Annotated in this window: 22 protein-coding genes; 6 read left to right on the top strand and 16 right to left on the bottom strand. The window is 70.3% G+C overall.

All coding sequences use genetic code 11. From position 1 onward, the window contains the following. The first annotated feature begins 59 nt into the window (after nucleotides 1-59). Entirely contained in the window at nucleotides 60-1,487 is a 1,428-nt protein-coding gene (gene pyk, locus ACIRVK_RS02410; protein ID WP_404243079.1) for a pyruvate kinase, read from the top strand. A 99-nt stretch (nucleotides 1,488-1,586) separates the two neighbouring features. Here pyk and ACIRVK_RS02405 read toward each other — a convergent pair whose 3' ends face one another. The 4 genes from ACIRVK_RS02405 to ACIRVK_RS02390 all read right to left on the bottom strand — a co-directional run bounded on the left by ACIRVK_RS02405 (nucleotide 1,587) and on the right by ACIRVK_RS02390 (nucleotide 5,839). Continuing rightward, entirely contained in the window at nucleotides 1,587-2,921 is a 1,335-nt protein-coding gene (locus tag ACIRVK_RS02405; protein ID WP_404243077.1) for a hypothetical protein, read from the bottom strand. Next, nucleotides 2,911-3,471, bottom strand: coding sequence for a DUF6114 domain-containing protein (locus ACIRVK_RS02400; RefSeq protein ID WP_404243075.1), 561 nt, complete (start codon nucleotides 3,469-3,471; stop codon nucleotides 2,911-2,913). The genes ACIRVK_RS02405 and ACIRVK_RS02400 overlap by 11 nt, the downstream gene beginning before the upstream one ends. A gap of 130 nt (nucleotides 3,472-3,601) precedes the next feature. Next, a complete protein-coding gene (locus ACIRVK_RS02395) occupies nucleotides 3,602-4,234 on the bottom strand; it encodes a DUF6230 family protein (protein ID WP_404243073.1) in 633 nt (210 codons plus the stop codon). 624 nt (nucleotides 4,235-4,858) lie between these two features. After that, nucleotides 4,859-5,839, bottom strand: a complete 981-nt coding sequence (locus ACIRVK_RS02390; protein WP_404243071.1) for a tetratricopeptide repeat protein — start codon at nucleotides 5,837-5,839, stop codon at nucleotides 4,859-4,861. A gap of 211 nt (nucleotides 5,840-6,050) precedes the next feature. On the opposite strand from ACIRVK_RS02390, the gene ACIRVK_RS02385 reads away from it, so the two are divergent. After that, nucleotides 6,051-6,713 carry a TetR/AcrR family transcriptional regulator gene (locus ACIRVK_RS02385; RefSeq protein WP_404243069.1) on the top strand — a complete coding sequence of 221 codons (663 nt, stop codon included), beginning with the start codon at nucleotides 6,051-6,053 and terminating at the stop codon, nucleotides 6,711-6,713. On the opposite strand, the gene ACIRVK_RS02380 is transcribed toward ACIRVK_RS02385, so the two are convergent. From ACIRVK_RS02380 to ACIRVK_RS02340, 9 genes are all read right to left on the bottom strand, one after another. Continuing rightward, nucleotides 6,679-7,647, bottom strand: a complete 969-nt coding sequence (locus tag ACIRVK_RS02380; protein WP_404243067.1) for a trypsin-like serine peptidase — start codon at nucleotides 7,645-7,647, stop codon at nucleotides 6,679-6,681. The two genes, ACIRVK_RS02385 and ACIRVK_RS02380, sit on opposite strands and share 35 nt — an antisense overlap. A 107-nt stretch (nucleotides 7,648-7,754) precedes the next feature. Next, the gene (locus ACIRVK_RS02375) at nucleotides 7,755-9,455 is read right to left on the bottom strand and encodes a methylmalonyl-CoA mutase (protein ID WP_404243065.1); all 1,701 of its coding nucleotides are present in this window, start codon (nucleotides 9,453-9,455) and stop codon (nucleotides 7,755-7,757) included. A gap of 44 nt (nucleotides 9,456-9,499) precedes the next feature. Continuing rightward, nucleotides 9,500-9,838 (bottom strand): DUF3817 domain-containing protein, encoded by a 339-nt coding sequence (locus ACIRVK_RS02370; RefSeq protein WP_404243063.1) that lies wholly within the window; start codon nucleotides 9,836-9,838, stop codon nucleotides 9,500-9,502. Between the two features lie 43 nt (nucleotides 9,839-9,881). After that, a complete protein-coding gene (locus ACIRVK_RS02365) occupies nucleotides 9,882-10,391 on the bottom strand; it encodes a MarR family winged helix-turn-helix transcriptional regulator (RefSeq protein ID WP_404243061.1) in 510 nt (169 codons plus the stop codon). 77 nt (nucleotides 10,392-10,468) lie between these two features. After that, nucleotides 10,469-11,119, bottom strand: a complete 651-nt coding sequence (locus ACIRVK_RS02360; protein WP_404243059.1) for a TetR/AcrR family transcriptional regulator — start codon at nucleotides 11,117-11,119, stop codon at nucleotides 10,469-10,471. Beyond that, entirely contained in the window at nucleotides 11,116-11,796 is a 681-nt protein-coding gene (locus ACIRVK_RS02355; RefSeq protein WP_404243057.1) for a DUF4166 domain-containing protein, read from the bottom strand. The genes ACIRVK_RS02360 and ACIRVK_RS02355 overlap by 4 nt, the downstream gene beginning before the upstream one ends. Continuing rightward, the gene (locus ACIRVK_RS02350) at nucleotides 11,793-12,554 is read right to left on the bottom strand and encodes a hypothetical protein (RefSeq protein WP_404243055.1); all 762 of its coding nucleotides are present in this window, start codon (nucleotides 12,552-12,554) and stop codon (nucleotides 11,793-11,795) included. The genes ACIRVK_RS02355 and ACIRVK_RS02350 overlap by 4 nt, the downstream gene beginning before the upstream one ends. 149 nt (nucleotides 12,555-12,703) lie before the next feature. Continuing rightward, nucleotides 12,704-12,997, bottom strand: a complete 294-nt coding sequence (locus ACIRVK_RS02345; protein ID WP_240868586.1) for an MTH1187 family thiamine-binding protein — start codon at nucleotides 12,995-12,997, stop codon at nucleotides 12,704-12,706. Beyond that, nucleotides 12,994-13,338: a DUF3817 domain-containing protein gene (locus ACIRVK_RS02340; protein WP_404243053.1), complete on the bottom strand. Its 345-nt coding sequence runs from the start codon at nucleotides 13,336-13,338 to the stop codon at nucleotides 12,994-12,996. Before ACIRVK_RS02340 ends, ACIRVK_RS02345 begins: the two co-directional genes overlap by 4 nt. Before the next feature lie 159 nt (nucleotides 13,339-13,497). Between ACIRVK_RS02340 and ACIRVK_RS02335 the strand changes: the two genes are divergently transcribed. The 4 genes from ACIRVK_RS02335 to ACIRVK_RS02320 all read left to right on the top strand — a co-directional run bounded on the left by ACIRVK_RS02335 (nucleotide 13,498) and on the right by ACIRVK_RS02320 (nucleotide 16,151). Beyond that, on the top strand, nucleotides 13,498-14,130 hold the full coding sequence (locus tag ACIRVK_RS02335; protein ID WP_404243154.1) for an AIM24 family protein: 633 nt from the start codon (nucleotides 13,498-13,500) through the stop codon (nucleotides 14,128-14,130). A 1-nt stretch (nucleotide 14,131) separates the two neighbouring features. Further along, nucleotides 14,132-14,782, top strand: a complete 651-nt coding sequence (locus ACIRVK_RS02330; RefSeq protein WP_404243051.1) for an AIM24 family protein — start codon at nucleotides 14,132-14,134, stop codon at nucleotides 14,780-14,782. Between the two features lie 2 nt (nucleotides 14,783-14,784). After that, nucleotides 14,785-15,582: an AIM24 family protein gene (locus ACIRVK_RS02325; protein ID WP_404243152.1), complete on the top strand. Its 798-nt coding sequence runs from the start codon at nucleotides 14,785-14,787 to the stop codon at nucleotides 15,580-15,582. A gap of 92 nt (nucleotides 15,583-15,674) precedes the next feature. Next, nucleotides 15,675-16,151, top strand: coding sequence for a MarR family winged helix-turn-helix transcriptional regulator (locus ACIRVK_RS02320; RefSeq protein WP_404243049.1), 477 nt, complete (start codon nucleotides 15,675-15,677; stop codon nucleotides 16,149-16,151). Between the two features lie 46 nt (nucleotides 16,152-16,197). Here ACIRVK_RS02320 and ACIRVK_RS02315 read toward each other — a convergent pair whose 3' ends face one another. The 3 genes from ACIRVK_RS02315 to ACIRVK_RS02305 all read right to left on the bottom strand — a co-directional run bounded on the left by ACIRVK_RS02315 (nucleotide 16,198) and on the right by ACIRVK_RS02305 (nucleotide 19,827). Continuing rightward, nucleotides 16,198-17,469 carry an MFS transporter gene (locus ACIRVK_RS02315; protein WP_404243047.1) on the bottom strand — a complete coding sequence of 424 codons (1,272 nt, stop codon included), beginning with the start codon at nucleotides 17,467-17,469 and terminating at the stop codon, nucleotides 16,198-16,200. Between the two features lie 161 nt (nucleotides 17,470-17,630). Next, entirely contained in the window at nucleotides 17,631-18,587 is a 957-nt protein-coding gene (gene meaB, locus ACIRVK_RS02310; protein WP_404243045.1) for a methylmalonyl Co-A mutase-associated GTPase MeaB, read from the bottom strand. Between the two features lie 37 nt (nucleotides 18,588-18,624). After that, complete coding sequence (locus tag ACIRVK_RS02305; RefSeq protein ID WP_404243043.1) at nucleotides 18,625-19,827, bottom strand: acetyl-CoA C-acetyltransferase; 1,203 nt, start codon at nucleotides 19,825-19,827, stop codon at nucleotides 18,625-18,627. Between the last annotated feature and the right edge of the window lie 20 nt (nucleotides 19,828-19,847).

Genomic DNA, 19,847 nt, shown 5'->3' with positions numbered 1-19,847 from the left:
ATTTGTTCTTTCCGCCAGACGGAATATTCCGCGGCGAAACAAACCGATAGGATCGTTCCATGCGCCGTTCGAAAATCGTCTGTACTCTCGGCCCCGCGGTCGACTCCCACGAAATGCTGGTCTCGATGATCGAGGCCGGGATGAACGTGGCCCGGTTCAACTTCAGCCACGGCTCCCACGCCGAGCACCAGGGGCGGTACGACCGCGTCCGGGCCGCCGCCAAGGAGACCGGCCGGGCCATCGGTGTCCTCGCCGACCTGCAGGGCCCGAAGATCCGCCTGGAGACCTTCGCCGAGGGCCCGGTGGAGCTCGAGCGCGGTGACGAGTTCGTCATCACCACCGAGGACGTCCCGGGCGACAAGACCATCTGCGGTACGACGTACAAGGGCCTGCCCGGTGACGTCGACCGCGGCGACCAGATCCTGATCAACGACGGCAACGTCGAGCTGAAGGTCCTGGACGTCGAGGGTCCGCGGGTCAAGACGATCGTCATCGAGGGCGGTGTCGTCTCCGACCACAAGGGCATCAACCTGCCCGGCGCGGCCGTGAACGTGCCGGCGCTGAGCGACAAGGACGTCGAGGACCTCCGTTTCGCGCTGCGCATGGGCTGCGACATGGTCGCCCTGTCCTTCGTCCGCGACGCCAAGGACGTGGCCGACGTCCACAAGGTGATGGACGAGGAGGGCCGCCGGGTCCCCGTCATCGCCAAGGTGGAGAAGCCGCAGGCGGTGGACAACATGGAGGGCGTCGTGATGGCGTTCGACGCCGTCATGGTGGCCCGCGGTGACCTGGCCGTCGAGTACCCGCTCGAGAAGGTCCCCATGGTGCAGAAGCGGCTCATCGAGCTGTGCCGCCGCAACGCCAAGCCGGTGATCGTGGCGACCCAGATGATGGAGTCGATGATCACCAACTCCCGCCCCACGCGCGCCGAGGCCTCCGACGTGGCCAACGCGATCCTGGACGGCGCGGACGCGGTCATGCTGTCCGCGGAGTCCTCCGTCGGCGCCTACCCGGTCGAGACCGTCAAGACGATGTCGAAGATCGTCGCCGCGGCCGAGCAGGAGCTGCTGAGCAAGGGCCTGCAGCCGCTGGTGCCGGGCAAGAAGCCGCGCACGCAGGGCGGTTCGGTCGCCCGCGCGGCCTGCGAGATCGCCGACTTCCTCGGCGGCCGCGGCCTGGTGGCCTTCACCCAGTCCGGCGACACCGCCCGCCGGCTCTCGCGCTACCGCGCCCAGCAGCCGATCATCGCCTTCACCACCGACGAGGACACCCGCAACCAGCTCACCCTGAGCTGGGGCGTGGAGTCGTACGTGGTGCCGTTCGTCAACACCACCGACGAGATGGTCGACATGGTCGACGCCGAGATCGCCAAGATCAACCGTTTCAGCCCCGGCGAGATCGTCATCATCACCGCCGGCTCGCCCCCCGGCGTCCCCGGCACGACCAACATGCTCCGCGTCCACCACATCGGCGGCACGAACAACTGACAGGGCCCGTGAAGCCCGTTGGACGACGCTGAGGGCGCCCCCTGGGTCAGGGGGCGCCCTCAGCGCTTGTGCGGCTCCCGAACGGGTCTGTGACGGCGCTCAGCCGGTTCCGTCGGTCGTGTAGACGTGCATGCCGGGCACGTGCAGGTTGCCGCCGAACTGGGCGGCCTGGACGACCTTGACATTGGTGAAGTAGATGAACGGGATGTTCAGCGGCGGCGGGCTGTCCGGGGTGAACGTGAGCGGGATCAGCCCGAGCAGATTGCCGGAGATGGACTCCGTGTACATCGTCGTCGTGCCGCCGGTGATCGTGGACGTCGAACCCTTCGCGGCCTGCACGTGGTAGGTCTTGCCCTGCTGTTTGTCCTTGACCGTCTGGTGCAGGTCGCCGATTTTGGTGCCGTCCGAGATGACGTACTTCAGCACCTTCTTGGTGGCCCCGCTGGCCGTCCTCACCTCGACGACGCCCTGGTAGTCGGCGCCGCTGAGCGTCAGCGAGCTGGCGCTGAGGTACCAGGGGTCGTCCGGCACCGGCACCTTGTTGTCCACGCCGCCGACGTCCTTCGTGGCGGCCTGGCAGTTCGCCGCGTCCGTGCTGGAGCTCGGCGACGGGCTCGCGGAGGAGGTGGCCGAACCGGCCGCCTTCTGGACCGCCTTGGTGGCGCTGTCCGCCGCCTTGGTGGTGTCCTTCACGGTGCCGTTCACCGTGTCGGTCACCTTCTTGGTGGCGCCCTTGACGGTGTCCGAGACGCTGGAGCCGGATGCCGAGGACGACGATGACGACGACGACGAGTCCTTGCCGGCGCTCGGCGTCGACGAGGCGGACGGCGTCGGGCTCGCGCTCGGCGTGGACTTGCCGCCGCCGGTGAAGATCTCGCCGAGCGTGTTGCCGATGGAGTCCAGCAGGCCACCGCCGCCGCTGCTGCTCGCCGACACCGAGGGGGTCGGCGTAGCGGTGTCACCGCCGGACGACTTGCTCGCGGACGCGGACGGCTTGGGCGTCGCCTTGTCGCCGGAACCTGAATCCGACGAACCGGACGAGGTCTTGCCCGAGTCCGACTGCGGGGAGTTCTTGGACGTGCCGCCCGAGGCCGAGAGCGAGGGCGTCGCCTTGTCGGCGGACGGGCTCGAACTCGCCGACGCGGACGGCGAGGGGGAGGCCGAGGAGCCGTCCAGCGCCGCGACACAGTCCTTGTACTCGTTGGCCTTCTGACTGTTCGTCGTGGCGGAGCCACCGCTGTCGGCGAGGGCCAGCGAGGACGTGAACCCCATCCCCATGATGACCGCTGTCGGCATCGCCGCCATGGCTATCGCCTTGCCGGCGGGCATGTGGAACCTGGTGAACAGCGGCTTCCTGGGGGCCGCGTGGCGCGGCCCGGTTCTCACACGGGACTCGTCCACATCAGTCCCGTGGGTCACCTCGTCAGCCGGCACTGTGCCTCCCGTTCGCCCCGTTGGCCGGGCTCGTTCCTGACAGATCGTTCGGCTCACCGGCCACGGGCTTGAGGATCGCGGTGTCGTAGTCCACCGCCTGGGGCGCGTCACCGGCGCCCGTCGTGTCCTCCTCCACCGGCTGCTCCTGCGGCGGCGCGCCCGGCGCCCACGACACGGCCATCGCCCCGCCGACCAGCGCGAGCAGGAAGCCCATCAGGAAGCCGCCGAGGTTGGACACCGGGATCGAGACCAGCCCCAGCAGGATCGCCGCGACGCCCGCGAAGACCCGTACGTGCTTCTGGAACCAGAGGCTGAAGCCCAGCACGACGAGCAGCACGCCGATGATCAGGGAACCGGCGCCCGCGGTGGTCGCCATCGCCAGCGTCAGGTGGCCCACCTGGAGGTGGGCGTACGGGAAGTAGGCGATGGGGAGGCCCCCGAGCATGACGAACAGGCCGGCCCAGAACGGCCGCGTGCCCCGCCAGGCGCGGAACTGCGCCCTCCGGCGACTGAACTGGCCGACGGGTACGGCAGGAGTCTCGGCGCTCATGGAAAACAGCTCCCTGGTGCGGCGTTGCTTGGTGGTGGTGCTGTGGTGGTGAGTTGTAGTGCGTGTGAAGAAGCTCGCGGAAGGTGGACGGGCGGGGGCGCCATCGGCTCCCCCGCCCGTCAACAAGTGCTCAGTAGCACTCGTGGGTGCCCGTCTGCACCGACATCTTCAGCCCGCTGAGCTTGAAGGTTCCGGCGGTGGTCGCCCACGCCGTCTGCTTCACGCCGGTCAGCGAGGCGTGGTCGGCCTGCTGCGCGAACCCGTACGGATTCGCGGTGTCACCGCTCTTGATGCCGGGACCCTTGCTGGCGTCCTTGGCGGCCACACCGATGTCGATGTTGGTGAACGTCGCGTCGGCGCTCAGGTCATCGAGGTCGATGTAGAGCTTGCTCGCCTGGACGGGCGTGCCACTGCCACCCGCGTGCAGGATCAGGCTGACATTGCCGATGATCGGGATGTTCGGGGTGACCACGGACTGGCAAAGGTTCGTGATCGAGGCCGAGTTGAACGCCGACACCGCAACCGGGTGGGCGGTCTTCTGACCGTCGAGGGTGTAACCCGAGTCGATGGCTCCGTACTGCGAGAAGCCGTCACCCTCGAGCGAGTCGGCCGAGACCTTGAACTGCTGGCCCGACACACTGAACGACGCGGCGAGAGCGCCCTGCGCGAGGGCGACACCTATCGCGGCCGTAGCGGCGACGCTGGGCACCATGACCACAGCGAACCGCTTCCATCTGGTCCCGCCACGCACCTGGGACTCCATATTTCCTCCTTCTCGGACGTACATCTCCTGGCCCCGGCTGCCTCCAGTCGGCGGCTCGGCCGGGCAGGGATGGGAGAAGTGCTACGTCCTCGGGAAGGGGAGCGCCCGTACTCGGAGGCGCGAACCGCGCACCGATCACCGGCGATCACCCCCGAGCGACAACCACTGGTCGCGCCTGACACGCATCACGCACAACCCTGCCGGACAGGCTTCGCCGGGTGGGCGAAGACCCCCCTGTCCAAGAGCCGGCGCCAGGGACGCCGGCTCTGCTCGGTGGGGACCCAAGGAACTCCCGCGGCCCGACCGGCTGTCGGGGTACGGGAATGGACCGAGCGTCGCCGATCGTGGTGCATTCTCGCCGCCCGCACAAGGGGCTTCGTTACTGGGTAGTAACGGCCGGATAACCGAAGGACGACCCAGAGGTCTCGGGTGGCGACGGAGGGTGCAGCCGGGGGCAGGAACAAAACCATTGATGGTTGGACAGAATCCGACAGATCTGCGACCGAAACTTACTGCCAGTAACAGCGGCCGCGATTACCAAGATTTGGTAAAGCGCGGCCGCACTGACGTCTCGTCGGCAAATCTTTCACTCGGGCATCACATGCCGTGGTGTTTAGCGACTGGTCAGAACAGCGCCCGCGCGAGCGCCCTCCGGGCCGCCGCCACCCGCGGATCATCCGCCCCGACCACCTCGAAGAGCTCCAGCAGGCGCAGACGTACCGTGTCCCGGTCGTCACCCGCCGTGCGCCGGACCGTGTCGATGAGCCGCCCGAAGGCGTCCTCCACATGACCGCCCACGAGATCGAGGTCCGCCGCACGGATCTGCGCCTCGACGTCGGTCGGCTTCTCCGCCGCGTCCTTGCGCACCGCCTGCGGGTCCAGCCCCTGCACCCGCCGCAGCAACTCGGCCTGCGCGAGCCCCAGTTTGGCCTCCGGGTTGCCCGGGTCGTCGCTCAGCACGTTCTTGTACGCCTGCACCGCCCCGCCGAAGTCCCCCGAGTCCAGCGCCTGTACGGCCGCCTCGAGCAGGGCGTCGTACGGCCCCGCCGGCACCGCCTCCGCGCCCGCGGGAGCGCCGCCCGGCTCGGCGTCGGGGTCGACCGTCAGGCCGGTGAGGCCGAACCGCTCCTCGGCGACCTGCACCAACTGGTCGAGGGTCTGGCGGATCTGCGTCTCGCCGGCGGCCCCCTGGAAGAGCGGCAGCGCCTGGCCGGCGACGACCGCGAAGACCGCCGGGATCCCCTGGATGCCGAACTGCTGCATCAGCATCTGGTTGGCGTCGACGTCGATCTTGGCGAGCAGGAAGCGCCCCGCGTACTCGACGGCGAGCCGCTCCAGGACCGGGCTCAACTGCTTGCAGGGCTCGCACCACTCGGCCCAGAAGTCGATGACGACGGGCACCTCGGTGGACCGCTGCAGGACGTCGCGCTCGAAGGAGGCCTCGTCGACGTCGATCACCAGATCGGCCGGGGAGACGGCTCCGGTGCCGCCGCCCTGCCGGGCGGCTTCGGCGCGCGCCTGCTCCGCCTTCGCCTTGGCCTCCTGGGCCGCCTTCACCGCGGCGAGGTCGACGACTCCGCTCATGGACATGTTCCGTGGCTGCATGCGTCTATCCTCCCCCGTCCGCGCGCGTGAATGAAAAGCGCTGTGGAAAGCCGGTCGTCCTCGCGTGTGGTCGGCGCCGGGTCCCCACCCCGCGCCACGCTCTCGTGGTTTCGCTACGAGTCGTAGCGTAATGGCACCGGGTGCCTCCCCGGTACCACCCGCTGGTGATCTCCCTCACGGCGTCACCACACCCGCCGGTTATGGTCGAGGGATGCAGAGCCGCACTCCCGCCCCCCGTGCCTCGGGACGCCCGCGCAGCACCGAGGCGGACACCGCGATCCTCGCGGCCACCCGTCAGGCGCTGGTGGAGCTCGGCTGGTCGAAGCTCACCCTGGGAGACGTGGCCGGCCGGGCCGGCGTCGCCAAGACCACCCTCTACCGCCGCTGGGCCGGCAAGAACGAACTGGTCGTCGACGCGGTCGCCGAACTCTTCGACGAACTGGTCATGCCCGACCGCGGCAGCCTCGCCGCCGACATCGAGGGCGTGGTCCTGCAGTTCGCGGCGATCCTGGCCCGCCCGGAGGCCGAGAGCGGCCTGATGGCGGTCCTCGCCGAGGCCACCCGCGACGACGCCCTGCGCGAACGCGTCCGCGCCTCCATCGTCGACCGGCAGAAACGCCTGGTCCTGGAGGGCCGCGCCCGCGCCCAGAGCCGCGGCGAGCTGCCCGCGGAGACGGACCCCGACGAGGCGGCCCGCACGGTCGACCTGATCTTCGACGTGGTGGCGGGTGCGGTGGTCCACCGCACCCTGGTGAGCGGCCGGCCGGCGGACGAGACCTGGGTACGCGCCTTCACCAACCTGCTCCTGCGCGGCCTCGAGGCGGACGCGCAGGACCGCCTCAGGAGGACGGGACCGCCGGCGGGGCCCCGTTGACCGCGTCCTCGAACAGGGACCGGACGCTGTCGCCGAAGTAGGCGCTGTAGGAGACCTGCGGGGTGTTGCCGCCGGTGTGGTAGCCGCCGATGACGCCGATCACCCCCCAGCCGCCCAGCCAGGGCACCAGCAGCGGCCCGCCGCTGGTGCCGTCCACGAACCCGTCGCAGGCTATGCGCAGATAGGTGCCCGGGTCCGCGGCGTCGTCGCTGTCCCACCGGGTGGTCCGGCTCAGGCACTCGACCGGCTCCTCCGATCCCCCGGGGTAGCCGATCATCCGCACCGGGGCGTGGTGGTACCCGGTGCCGGTGAGCAACCGCACCCCACCGGTGGCGTCCTGCAGCAGGGCGCCCTTCTCGTTCGTCTCGGTGACGGCGAAGGCGACGTCGTACTGGGCGCCCGCGTCCTCCCCGAGGTCGTAGTACTTCTGCGCGATGTAGATGGCGCCCGTACGGACCGGGAAGACGCCGAACGGCTTGAGTCCGTCGTGGTACTGCGGCACGAAGGCGAGGTTGCGGCGCGGGGCGGTGCCCGAGTACTGGCTCAGGCAGTGGCCCGCGCTCAGCACCAGGTTGCGGCCGGGGCTGGTCACCACCGAGCCGCTGCAACTGCGCCCGGTGCCGGTGGCGTCGATCCAGAAGAACGTGCCGGCCTGGGGCAGGCCGAAGAAGTTGTGACTGGGCGGGATGTGCTCGCCGGGCCGGGGCCCGTCCACCGCCGAGGAGGCGGCCTGTCTGTCGTCGCCGTTGTCGTCGGGCAGCGCGGCCACCAGCCGGTCCGGGGTCCAGTAGGCGTCCAGCCGTTCGGCCACCGGGTTGGGCACGGGCGGGCGCCCCTTGGCGGACGCCAGCGGGACGAACCAGGCACCTGCCACCAGGGCCGCCACGAGGGCGAGCGCGCCGGTGACGGCCCTGGGCCTGAAGAGACTACGCACCGTCAGTTTCCCCTATGGGTCGGCACACTCGACCAGCCGATGTTATGCGTGGGGAAGGCGGTGGTGAAGAAGACAAACCGGGTGGTTCGTCACACCGCAGAATCCTGTCAGAATCCTGGCGGCTCCGTGTACACCCCCCACTCGTCCCTGAGCGCCCCGCAGATCTCCCCCAGGGTCGCCTCGGCACGCACGGCGTCCAGCATCGGTTCGATCATGTTGAAGCCGTCACGGGCGGCCACGAGCATGCCGTCCAGAGCGGCGCGCACCCGCCCCTCGTCACGCGCAGCCCTCCGCTCGCCCAGGAGGCGGACCTGCTCCCGCTCCACCTCGTGACCGACTCGCAGGATCTCCAGGTCACCCGTGACGGAACCCTGGTGGACGTTGACGCCCACGACCCTCTTCTCGCCCTTCTCCAGGGCCTGTTGGTACCGGAACGCGGACTCGGCGATCTCACCGGTGAACCAGCCGTCCTCGATCCCGCGCAGGATGCCGGAGGTGATGGGCCCGATGGGGTGCCGCCCGTCCGGGTGCGCCCGCAGCCCGCGCTCCTTGATCCGGTCGAAGATCATCTCCGCCTCCGCATCGATCCGGTCCGTCAACTGCTCGACGTACCACGAACCCCCCAGCGGATCGGCGACGTGCGCGACCCCCGTCTCCTCCATCAGGACCTGCTGGGTGCGCAGGGCGATCTCGGCGGCCTGCTCGCTGGGCAGCGCCAGGGTCTCGTCCAGGGCGTTGGTGTGCAGCGAGTTGGTCCCGCCGAGCACCGCCGCGAGCGCCTCGACGGCGGTGCGCACCACGTTGTTGTACGGCTGCTGCGCGGTCAGCGAGACCCCGGCGGTCTGGGTGTGGAAACGCAGCCACTGCGCCTTCTCGCTCCTGGCCCCGTAGACGTCCCGCAGCCACCGCGCCCAGATCCGGCGCGCCGCGCGGAACTTGGCGATCTCCTCGAAGAAATCGACGTGCGCGTCGAAGAAGAAGGACAGGCCGGGCGCGAACACGTCCACGTCCAGTCCGCGGCTGAGCCCCAGTTCGACGTACCCGAACCCGTCGGCGAGCGTGTAGGCCAGCTCCTGCGCGGCCGTGGCCCCGGCCTCGCGGATGTGGTACCCGGAGACGGACAGCGGCTTGTAGGCGGGAATCCGGGCGGCGCAGTACTCCATGAGGTCGCCGATCAGGCGCAGGTGCGGCTCGGGCTGGAAGAGCCACTCCTTCTGCGCGATGTACTCCTTGAAGATGTCGGTCTGCAGCGTGCCGTTGAGCACGCGCGCATCGACGCCCTGCCGCTCGGCGGCGACGAGGTACATGCAGAAGACCGGGACGGCGGGCCCGCTGATGGTCATGGAGGTGGTGACGTCACCGAGCGGGATGTCCCGGAACAGCACCTCCATGTCGGCGGCGGAGTCGACGGCCACCCCGCAGTGCCCCACCTCGCCCAGCGACCGCGGGTCGTCGGAGTCCCGGCCCATGAGGGTCGGCATGTCGAAGGCGACGGACAGTCCCCCGCCGCCGTGGCCGAGGATCATCTTGTACCGCTCGTTGGTCTGCTCGGCGTTCCCGAACCCGGCGAACTGCCGGATGGTCCAGGTACGCCCCCGGTAGCCGGTCGCGTACAGCCCGCGGGTGAACGGGTACTCCCCCGGCCACCCGATCCGCTCGAACCCCTCGTACACGTCTCCGGGCCGGGGCCCGTACACCGGCTCCACGGGATCCCCGGAGAGCGTGCTGAAGTCGGCGTCCCGCTTCTGCGCGGCGTCGTACCGGGCCTGCCACCGCCGGCGGCCCTCCTCGATCGCGTGAGCGTCCATGCCCCCCGAGTTTACTAGGACATCCTAGTAAACGCCTGGAAGCACTACGCCTTGACGGCCACCGGCGAGTCCTCGGCGAACTGCGCCTCCAGCTCGTGGGTGACCTTGCGCTCGACGAAGAAGGCGGCCGTCGGGACGGTTCCGGCGAGCAGCACCCACAGCTGCTTGCCGACCGGCCACTTCGCCTTGGAGCCCAGGTCGAAGGCGAAGACCAGGTAGACGACGTAGAGCCAGCCGTGGGCGATGCCGATCACGGTGGTGAACTTGTCGGCCCCGTTCACGTGGAGCCCGTACTTGGCGATCACGCCGAGGGTCAGCAGGACCAGCAGCACACCGGTGACGTAGGCCATGACGCGGTAGCGGGTCAGCACGCTCTTCTTCATGCCGTCGAGCGTAACCGCCCGTTCCGGGAGATCTTGGGCCGGGTCAGTCCTCGTCGAAGTCGTGCGCCGCGACCCGCAGGGGCCGCAGCATCGCGAAGATCTCCGCGCACTCCTCCGCGTCGTAGACACCGAGGCCGAAGTCCATGGCCATCAGGTCGCGAGTGGCGGCCTCGACGACCTCGCGGCCCTTGTCGGTGATGGAGGCGAGGGTGCCGCGGCCGTCGTTGGGGTTCGGGCGCTTGGCGACCAGGCCGGACCTGACCAGGCGGTCGACGGTGTTCGTCACCGACGTGGGGTGCACCTGCAGCCGCTCGCCGATCTTCGACATGGTCAGCTCGCCCTCCTTGGAGAAGGTGAGCAGCACCAGCGCCTCGTACCGCGCGAACGTCAGTCCGTACGGCTTGACCACCGCGTCCACCTCGGCGAGCAGGATCTGGTGCGCGCGCATGATCGAGGTGATGGCCGCCATGGACGGCACGTTGCCCCAGCGCTGCTTCCACAGTTCGTCGGCGCGGGCGATGGGATCGAAGGGGAGACTGAGCGGCTTCGGCACGGGACCGACCTTACCGGCCGGTCACATGCTGGTCAGCCCCGTCTCGCGTTTCGGTCGCCGGGTGCTCGCCGTGCGGATCACCGGCGCTGCGTGCGCCGCAGATGGTGCCGGACCGCCCGCTGGGCCACCGGACCGAGTTCCTCCAGGGCCGCGACGAGGGCACCCAGGTGCTCCAGGGCGTCCAGGGCCGCGTGCGCGCCCGTCGGGTCGACGCCCTCGTACAGTTCGATGCCGACGAAGGACGCGGCGACAGCCCGGGACAGGCCCGTGGGGTCGGCGAACTCGCCGAAGGGGGTGTCCGCCAGCACCCGGGTGAGGACCTTCTCGATCTCGTCGATCCACAGCTGGAGCCCGGCCGCGGTGGCGGGGCCCAGGGTGGCGTGCGTCTGCGCGCCGGCCAGCAGCTGGCCGAGCAGGGCGACATGACCCCCCTCGCGCTCGTCCTCGTGGATCCGCCGCCCGACGGCGAGGAGCTCGGACAGGGACGTGACCGCGGACAGGCGGGTACGATACCGGGCCACCGCCTGCTCGGCGCCGTACCGGCAGGCCGCGGCGAGGAGTTCGTCGACCGAGCCGAAGTGGTAGAAGACGAGGGCCTGGTTGACGCCGGCCTCCGCGGCGATGACGCGGGCGGAGGTCTTCGCGATGCCCTGCTCGGTCAGGACGCGCAGGGCGCCCTCAAGGAGTTTGGTCTTGGTCTCCTGGGACTTGGCCGTCTCTGGGCTCACGCGCGCGACTCCTCTCGGACCGGGCGCAGTCCGGGGCGCACACCGCGGGCGCGGATGTCCGTGAATTCAGCCCGGAAGGAGCCCTCGTAGCCGAAGAGGGGGCCGAAGTAGCGGTTGACCACGCGGACCCGGATGCGGAAGCGGTCGGTGCGGTCGTCGTACGACTCGCGGACCTCCGCCCGCGCGCCGACCAGTTCGGGCACGCGTACGTCCACGGCGCCCTCGCGGAAGCGGTGTTCGCCGGAGCGGATGCGCAGGGAGCCGTCCGGTTCGGCGTGGAAGTGGAGTTCGCTGGCCAGGTGCTGGTGGGTGCCGAGGTAGTCGAGGATGCGGTCGCCCTTGGGGCTGAGCACCATCTGGGCGTCGAAGCGGCGGGGGCGGCCGGGCAGGTCGAAGGTGCGCACGAAGCTCACCGTCTCACGGCCGAAGCTGTCCGCGTACGGAACGTTCTCGATCACGAACGGGACGTCGCGGCCGGGGGTCGGGACGAGGATGTTGCGGGTGGCGCCGAGCGCCAGGAACGGCTTGACGAAGGCCCCGCCGTGCCAGACGCGGTCCATCACGCCCCTGCCGGTGCAGGCCTCGCCGCCGGTCAGGCCGACGGAGAAACGGCGCTGGAGCCGGGGGTGGAGGCGATCGAAGTCGGCGCCCATCACGGTGCGGAAGATCGAGGTCATCGCGGGTTCTCCAGGGTGCGCAGCAGCCGCGGCGCACACGCGCGCGTGGGCGGTGTGCGCAGGCAGCGACGGGCGGCCGGGGTGCGGGACAGAGGCGCCTTGAAGAGCGCGGCGCAGACGGCGACGGTCAGCAGCAGCGGGCACAGGTACGCCAGCGACGCGGCGAAGGGGCCGAACAGACGCGGCAGGGAGTCCAGCGCCAGGCCGGTGCAGGCGACGGTGACGACGAGGGCGCGGACCAGCAGCTCGGTGATCCAGTTGGCCAGCGCGCGCTCCGGGGTGATGCCGCGCTCCAGCCACAGCCGCAGCCGGTCGAAGGACCAGGCCGTGGCCCAGCCCATCAGCGGGCGGAACAGCCGGCGGTCGGCGACGGCACCGAGGCGACCCCAGCGCGGGCGGTAATCGTAGCCGGTGAGGAAGCGGACGCCGTCGCCGTCGGGCACGTACCGCCAGTAGCCGCTGCCCTCGGCGAGGAGGGAGAGCGGGTGCGGGGAGGAGAAGCGCAGGGCGGAGGTGCGGGTGCCGTCCGGGCGTTCGCGCTCGCCGGCCGAGACGCCGGTGCCGGCGACGGTGAGGAAGGGCAGCACGCGCGTGGCGTACCGGAAGCGCTGCGGCTCCCCCTCGGCGCGCGGGAGGTGGGTGATCTCGGTGAAGCGGAGGTCCCAGCGCTGGTGCTGGGCGGGGTCCTGTGTGCGGGTCCAGAGCTCGTCGAGGTCGGCGTGGATGCGTGCCTCTACGTAGAGCCCGGCGTGGCTCATGTGAATCCCCCAGGTCAGGCCGCTGTTTGAGCGACTGCTCAATCAGTCTGTACAGGAAAGTACCACCCGGTTGAGCGTTCGCTCAAACATGCGGCACAAGAAACCCCGGCCCGCACGGGCCGGGGTTTCGTTCGCCGTTCGCCGACGCACTACTGGGCGAGGTGCCGTTCCACCGTCTCCACCTTGGAGGTGAGGCCGTCCGTCACGCCGGGGCGGATGTCCGCCTTGAGGACCAGGGAGACGCGCGGCGCCCGTGCTTCGACGGCGGCGACGGCTCGCTTGACGACGTCCATGACCTCGTCCCAGTCGCCTTCGATCGAGGTGAACATCGCGTCCGTGCGGTTGGGCAGACCGGACTCGCGGACGATCCGGACGGCGTCGGCGACGTATTCCCCCACGTCCTCGCCGACACCGAGCGGCGTCACGGAGAAGGCGACGATCATGCGTTCACGATCCCTTCCTGGCGGGCGCGCGAGGCGATGACCTCGTCCTCGGCGGCCCGCTTGAGCTTGCGCTCGGCGAAGAAGCCGCCGGTGGGCAGGACCGAGAGGACGAAGTAGACGGCCGCGGTCTTCTTGTCCCACTTGGTGCGGTTCCAGGCGTCGACCCAGAAGATCACGTACAGGATGAACAGGACGCCGTGGACCATGCCCATCACGGGCACCGCGTTGAAGTCCGTGGTCCGCTTCAAGACCGAGCAGATCAGCAGGAGCAGGAAGGACACGGCCTCCGGGGCCGAGACGAGGCGCAGGCGGCGGAGGGCGGTGGCGGTCTTGAGGTCCACGGGTCACCTTCGGTGGGAGACGGGTCGCTCTTTGTGAACGGAAGCACAAGCGTTCGCCCATTGTGACAAACCCTTCCCCTAGGGGTGCGGTCAGGGTGGCTCTCCACCCCGGGGATCTGTTCCGTCCACCCGCGCTGCCGCTACCTTCACAGCGTGGCGATGTTCCGACTCCAGGGCAGCAAGGTGCTCGCCGTCGACATGACCGGGGACGCCGTGAAGGCGAAGAACGGCTCGATGGTGGCGTACGACGGTCAGATGGCGTTCAAGAAACTGAGTGGTGGGGGTGAGGGCCTGCGGGGCATGGTGACGCGGCGGCTCACCGGTGAGCAGATGACGGTGATGGAGGTGAAGGGGCACGGGACCTGCTGGTTCGCGGACCGCGCCTCCGAGATCAACCTCGTGGGCCTCCAGGGGGACAAGCTGTACGTCGAGTCGAGCAACCTGCTCGCGACCGACGCCGGGCTGCGGACCGGCACGACCTTCACCGGGCTGCGCGGGGCCTCCCAGGGCAACGGTCTGTTCACGACGACGGTCGAGGGGCATGGACAGGCGGCGATCATGTCCGACGGGCCGGCGGTGGTGCTGCGGGTCAGCGCGCAGTACCCGCTGATCGTCGACCCGGGCGCGTACATCGCCCACCAGGGCAATCTCCGGCAGTCCTTCCAGTCGGGTGTGACGTTCCGCACGTTCTTCGGGGAGGGCGGCGGCGAGGCCTTCCAGATCAGGTTCGAGGGGGACGGGCTGGTGTACGTGCAGCCGAGCGAGCGGAACACGATCGCGGGGGATCTCTGACATGGCCTTCCGTGAGATCAACTCGAAGATGGTCGAGGCCACGGTGGTGCCGGGGCAGCGGCTGTTCAGTCAGCGCGGCGCGATGCTCGCGTACAAGGGCGAGGTGTCCTTCACGCCCAACATCCAGGGCGGTCAGGGCGGGGTCATGTCGATGATCGGACGGCGGCTCGCCAACGAGGCGACGCCCCTGATGAGCGTCGAGGGCAGCGGCACGGTGATGTTCGGGCACGGCGGTCACCACGTGCAGGTCATCAACCTCACCGGCGACACCCTGTACGTGGAGGCGGACCGTCTGCTCGCCTTCGAGGGCACGCTCCAGCAGGGCACGATGTTCATGGGCTCGCAGGGCGGGGTCATGGGCATGGTCCGGGGCCAGGTCACCGGGCAGGGGCTCTTCACCACCACCCTCCAGGGCCACGGCTCGGTCGCCGTGATGGCTCACGGCGGCGTCTTCGAGATCCCGATCACCCCCCAGCGCCCGGTCCACGTCGACCCGCAGGCGTACGTCGCCCACCACGGCGACGTCCGCAACAAGCTGTCGGCGGCCCTCGGCTGGCGCGACATGGTGGGCCGCGGCTCCGGCGAGGCCTTCCAACTGGAGCTGAGCGGCAACGGCGCGGTCTACGTCCAGGCCTCCGAGGAGAAGCTGTGAGCATGTACGGGGCTCCGGGCGGCGGCCCGACCATCTACGACCCGATGTCCCTGCCGGTCGACGACAACGTGAACAAGTACACCTTCTGCGTGGAGCTCAAGGGGAGCCAGTGGTTCCTGCAGAAGGGGAAGATGATCGCCTACTACGGACAGATGGAGTTCAACGGCGTCGGGCACGGCCGGTTGGACCGGATCGTCCGTACGTCCTTCCATTCGCCTCTGCACGCCAGCGACTGGGTGGTGGCGGAGGGCTCGGGCAAGATGCTCCTCGCCGACCGGGCATTTGATGTGAACTCCTACGACCTGGACGACGGCAATCTGACCATTCGCTCGGGCAACCTGCTCGCTTTTCAGCCAAGTCTCGCGCTCAAGCAGTCGATCGTGCCGGGCTTCCTGACCCTCATCGGAACCGGAAAGTTCGTGGCCGCGTCCAACGGGCCGGTGGTGTTCATGGAACCGCCGATCAGGGTGGACCCGCAGGCGCTCGTCGGGTGGGCCGACTGCCCCTCGCCGTGCCACCACTACGACCACGGCTACCTGACGGGCGTACTGGGCGGTCTACGTGCGATGACGGGCCTCGGCGGGGCCTCCGGGGAGGAGCACCAGTTCGAGTTCGTCGGGGCGGGCACGGTGCTGCTCCAGTCGTCCGAGACCCTGATGGCCGAGCAGGCCACGGGGGTGGTGCCGCAGGAGCCCGGGGTGCCCGGTGGCGGTGGGGGTTTCACAGGCCCCGGACAGCAGGCGGGGGTACCGCGCCTTCCCGGACAGCTGGGCGACCTGCAGCGTCGCTTCGGGCTGTGAGCGGTAGTCTGCGGAGTGTGACGTCGAACGTGTGCACGGCGCCACACCACCCTCACTAGTTCGCCTTTCAACATTTTAGGTAGACTTCATTCATGGAGACCGAGACGGCCACACGCTGGCTGACCGATGCGGAGCAGTGCGCCTGGCGCACCCACCTGGAGGTCAACAGGCTGTTGACGTACCAGCTCGAGAGGGACCTCCAGCCGTTCGGGCTGACGATCAACGACTACGAGATCCTGGTGAACCTCTCCGAGTCGGAGGACGTGCGGATGCGGATGAGTGACCTCGCCTCCGCCACCCTCCAGTCCAAGAGTCGCCTCTCCCACCAGATCACGCGCATGGAGAACGCGAACCTGGTCCGGCGCGAGAACTGCGAGTCCGACCGCCGGGGGCTCTACGCGGTGCTGACCGAGCACGGCATGGAGATGATGCAGAAGGTCGCGCCCCATCATGTGGCGTCCGTACGACGGCACTTCATCGACCTGCTGGACCCCGAGGCCCTGTCGGAGCTCGACAAGGCCCTGAAGCCCATCGCGGAGCACCTGCGCGGGCAGCGTGGACGGCCCTGAGCCATCCGGCTGAGCCATCCGGCTGAGCCGTCCGGCTCAGTCTGTGTCAGTCCTCCGGCTGAACGATCGGCGGGCGGAGTCCGCTCCGGGCTCCGCCCGCCGTGGCGCGCTCCGGGGCACTCCGTGCCGTGGCCAGGGCGGTCAGCAGCGCCGCGCCTCCCGCCGCCGCGAAGCACAGCGCGGTCGGCAGCCCGCCCAGCAGAAGTCCGGCACCGGCCGCGCCGCCCGTACTGCCCGCGTTGACGCCCGTGTTGACCCAGGCGCCGGCCCGCACCCGGGCCTCGGGGGCGGCGGCCTCGTCGGCGACGAGGTAGGCGGTGGTCAGCGCCGGAGCGACGAAGCACCCGGCGACCGCGAGGGCGGCGGCGAGCGTGCCGAGCCCGGGCGCCAAGCCGGCGGCGAGCAGCGCAAGGCCCAGGCCGGCGGCGGTCAGCGGCAACCGCGTCCGCGCCGGGACACGCCAGGCGACGGCCCCGTTGAGCAGCCCGCCGACCGCGCTCCCGGCGGACAGCGCGGCGAGCGTCCAGGCAACGGCGTTGTCGCCGTAGCCCCGCTGCCCCGCGAAGGCGACGACCACCAGATCGACCGCGCCGAGCGCGAGCCCCACACCGACGGCACCAACGACGGGCTGGGCGATGCCCCGCAGCACACCCCGGGAAGCGGCGCCCGGCCGGTCAGGGCCACCACGCCCGGGCCCGGGCCCGATGGCGCGTACCGCGGGCGAGCTCACGAACCCCGCCGTCCCCGCGAGCATCAGCGCAGTGCCGAAGGCGATGCCCGCGGCCGGTGCGGCCACGCCCACCAGCACGCCGACCAGCAGCGGGCCCGAGACGAAGAGGAGTTCCTCGGCGACGCCGTCGAGGCTGTAGGCGCGCTGCAGGAGCGCGCGGTCGGGTGCAAGGCGGCCCCAGACGGCGCGCATGGTCGGGCCCAGGGGCGGGGTGCAGGCACCCGCCGCGGCGGTCACGGCGCCGAGGGCGAGGGACGGGACGCCGGGACGCCAGACCAGCACGGTCAGGAGGCACAGCAGTGAGGCGTGGGCGGCCGTCATCGGCACCAGCACCCGGCGCGGCCCGTGCCGGTCGATCAGGGTCGCCCGCGCGGGCGACAGGAAGACGCTGGTGCCGCTGAACAACGCCATGACGGTGCCCGCCACGGCGTAGGACCCGGTGGCCCGGGTCACGGCGAGCATCACGGACAGGGGGACGACGCCGTACGACAGCCGGGCGAGCAGCGCGGCGGCGAAGGTGCGGCGGGCATGCGGAACGCGGAGGACGACGGCGTACGACGGCCGCCCTGCGACGGGTGTGGAAGACACGGAGGTTCCTCGACTCGAGGCCGAACAGGGGTCGCCTTGTCGCCCGCGCGGACCGTGCGTTCACGGTCGTCGCGGGCCGGGGCGGCCCTATGCCAAGAGGAGGAACATGTCTGTCAACGTATCAGGGGGCAGCGGGAGTTGCCATGCGGTGGCGGCGGGCGTCAGCTCTGCGTCAGGCCCGCCACCAGTTCGTCCGCGGCGCGGTAGGGGTCCAGTTCGCCGCCCACGATCCGTTCCGCCAGGGCGCTGAGCCGGCGGTCGCCGTGCAGGTCGCCGATGCGCTCGCGCAGGGTCGTCACCGCGATGGTCTCCACCTCGCGGGCGGCGCGGGCGAGCCGGCGCTCGGCGAGGACGCCGTGTTCGTCCATCCACGCGCGGTGCTTCTCCAGGGCTTCCACCACCTCGTCGACGCCCTCCGCGCGGGCGGCGACCGTCTTGACGATCGGCGGGCGCCAGTCGCCGGGGCCGCGGGACTCGCCGAGGCCCAGCATGTGGTTGAGCTCGCGGGCGGTGGCGTCGGCCCCGTCCCGGTCGGCCTTGTTGACGACGTACACGTCGCCGATCTCGAGGATTCCGGCCTTCGCCGCCTGGATGCCGTCGCCCATGCCGGGGGCGAGGAGGACGACGGAGGTGTCGGCCTGGGAGGCGATCTCCACCTCCGACTGGCCGACGCCGACCGTCTCGACCAGGATCACGTCGCAGCCCGCCGCGTCGAGCACGCGGATGGCCTGCGGGGCGGCCCAGGCGAGGCCGCCGAGGTGGCCTCGGGTGGCCATGGAGCGGATGTAGACGCCGGGGTCGGAGGCGTGCTCCGACATCCGGACGCGGTCGCCGAGCAGGGCACCGCCGGAGAACGGGGACGACGGGTCGACGGCCAGGACGCCGACCCGCCTGCCCTGCTTGCGGTACGCGGTGACGAGCGCGGACGTGGAGGTCGACTTGCCCACGCCGGGCGAGCCGGTCAGGCCGACCACGTACGCGTTGCCCGTCAGCGGGGCCAGGGTCTCCATGACCTCCCGCAGCTGCGGGGACGCCCCCTCCACCAGGGAGATCAGCCGGGCCACGGCCCGCGGCCGGCCCTCCCTCGCCTGGGCGACGAGTGTGGAGACGTCCTGCATCACAGCTCCGTTCTCAGAGGTACTACGAGGGAGGGTCTCAGGCCTTGGGTACCCGGACGATCAGCGCGTCACCCTGACCGCCGCCGCCGCACAGCGCGGCCGCGCCGATCCCGCCGCCCCGGCGCTTGAGCTCCAGGGCCAGGTGCAGGACGAGCCGGGCGCCGGACATGCCGATGGGGTGGCCGAGAGCGATGGCTCCGCCGTTCACGTTCACCTTTTCCGTGGACACGCCGAGGTCCTTCATTGACTGGACCGCGACGGCCGCGAAGGCCTCGTTGATCTCGATGAGGTCCAGGTCCCCGACCTCCAGGCCCTCCTTCTTCAGGGCGTGCAGGATCGCGTTGGACGGCTGGGACTGCAGGCTGTTGTCGGGGCCGGCGACGTTGCCGTGGGCGCCGATCTCGGCGATCCACTCCAGGCCCAGCTCCTGCGCCTTGGCCTTGCTCATCACGACCACGGCCGCCGCACCGTCCGAGATCTGCGAGGAGGTGCCGGCGGTGATGGTGCCGTCCTTGGCGAAGGCGGGGCGCAGCTTGCCGAGGGACTCGGCGGTGGTGTCGGCGCGGATGCCCTCGTCCTTGCTGAAGACGACCGGCTCGCCCTTGCGCTGCGGGATCTCGACCGGGGTGATCTCGGCCTCGAAGATGCCGTTCTTCTGGGCGGCGGCGGCGCGCTGGTGGGACAGGGCGGCGATCTCGTCCTGCTCGGGGCGCTGGATGCCGAGGCGGGTGTTGTGCTTCTCGGTCGACTGGCCCATCGGGATGTTCTCCCAGGGGTCGGTCAGGCCGTCGTGGGCCATGGCGTCGAGCATCTCGATCGCACCGTACTTGAAGCCCTCGCGGGACTTCGGCAGCAGGTGGGGGGCGTTGGTCATGGACTCCTGGCCGCCGGCGACGACCACGTCGAACTCGCCGGCGCGGATCAGCTGGTCGGCGAGCGCGATGGCGTCGAGGCCGGACAGACACACCTTGTTGACGGTGAGCGCCGGCACGTTCATCGGGATGCCGGCCTTGACGGCGGCCTGGCGTGCCGGGATCTGCCCTGCCCCGGCCTGGAGCACCTGGCCCATGATGACGTACTGCACCTGGTCGCCACCGATCCCCGCACGGTCGAGGGCGGCCTTGATCGCGAAGCCACCGAGGTCGGCTCCGGAGAAGGACTTCAGCGAGCCCAGCAACCGTCCCATGGGCGTACGGGCGCCCGCGACGATCACCGAGGTCGTGCTGTTCGATCCAGACATGAGCTGCGATCCCCTTACCG

The sequence above is a fragment of the Streptomyces sp. NPDC101152 genome, assembly GCF_044768275.1.
Classification (GTDB): domain Bacteria; phylum Actinomycetota; class Actinomycetes; order Streptomycetales; family Streptomycetaceae; genus Streptomyces.
The sequence above is the reverse complement of the archived record's forward strand: the minus strand, read 5'-3'. Positions and strand labels throughout refer to the sequence as shown.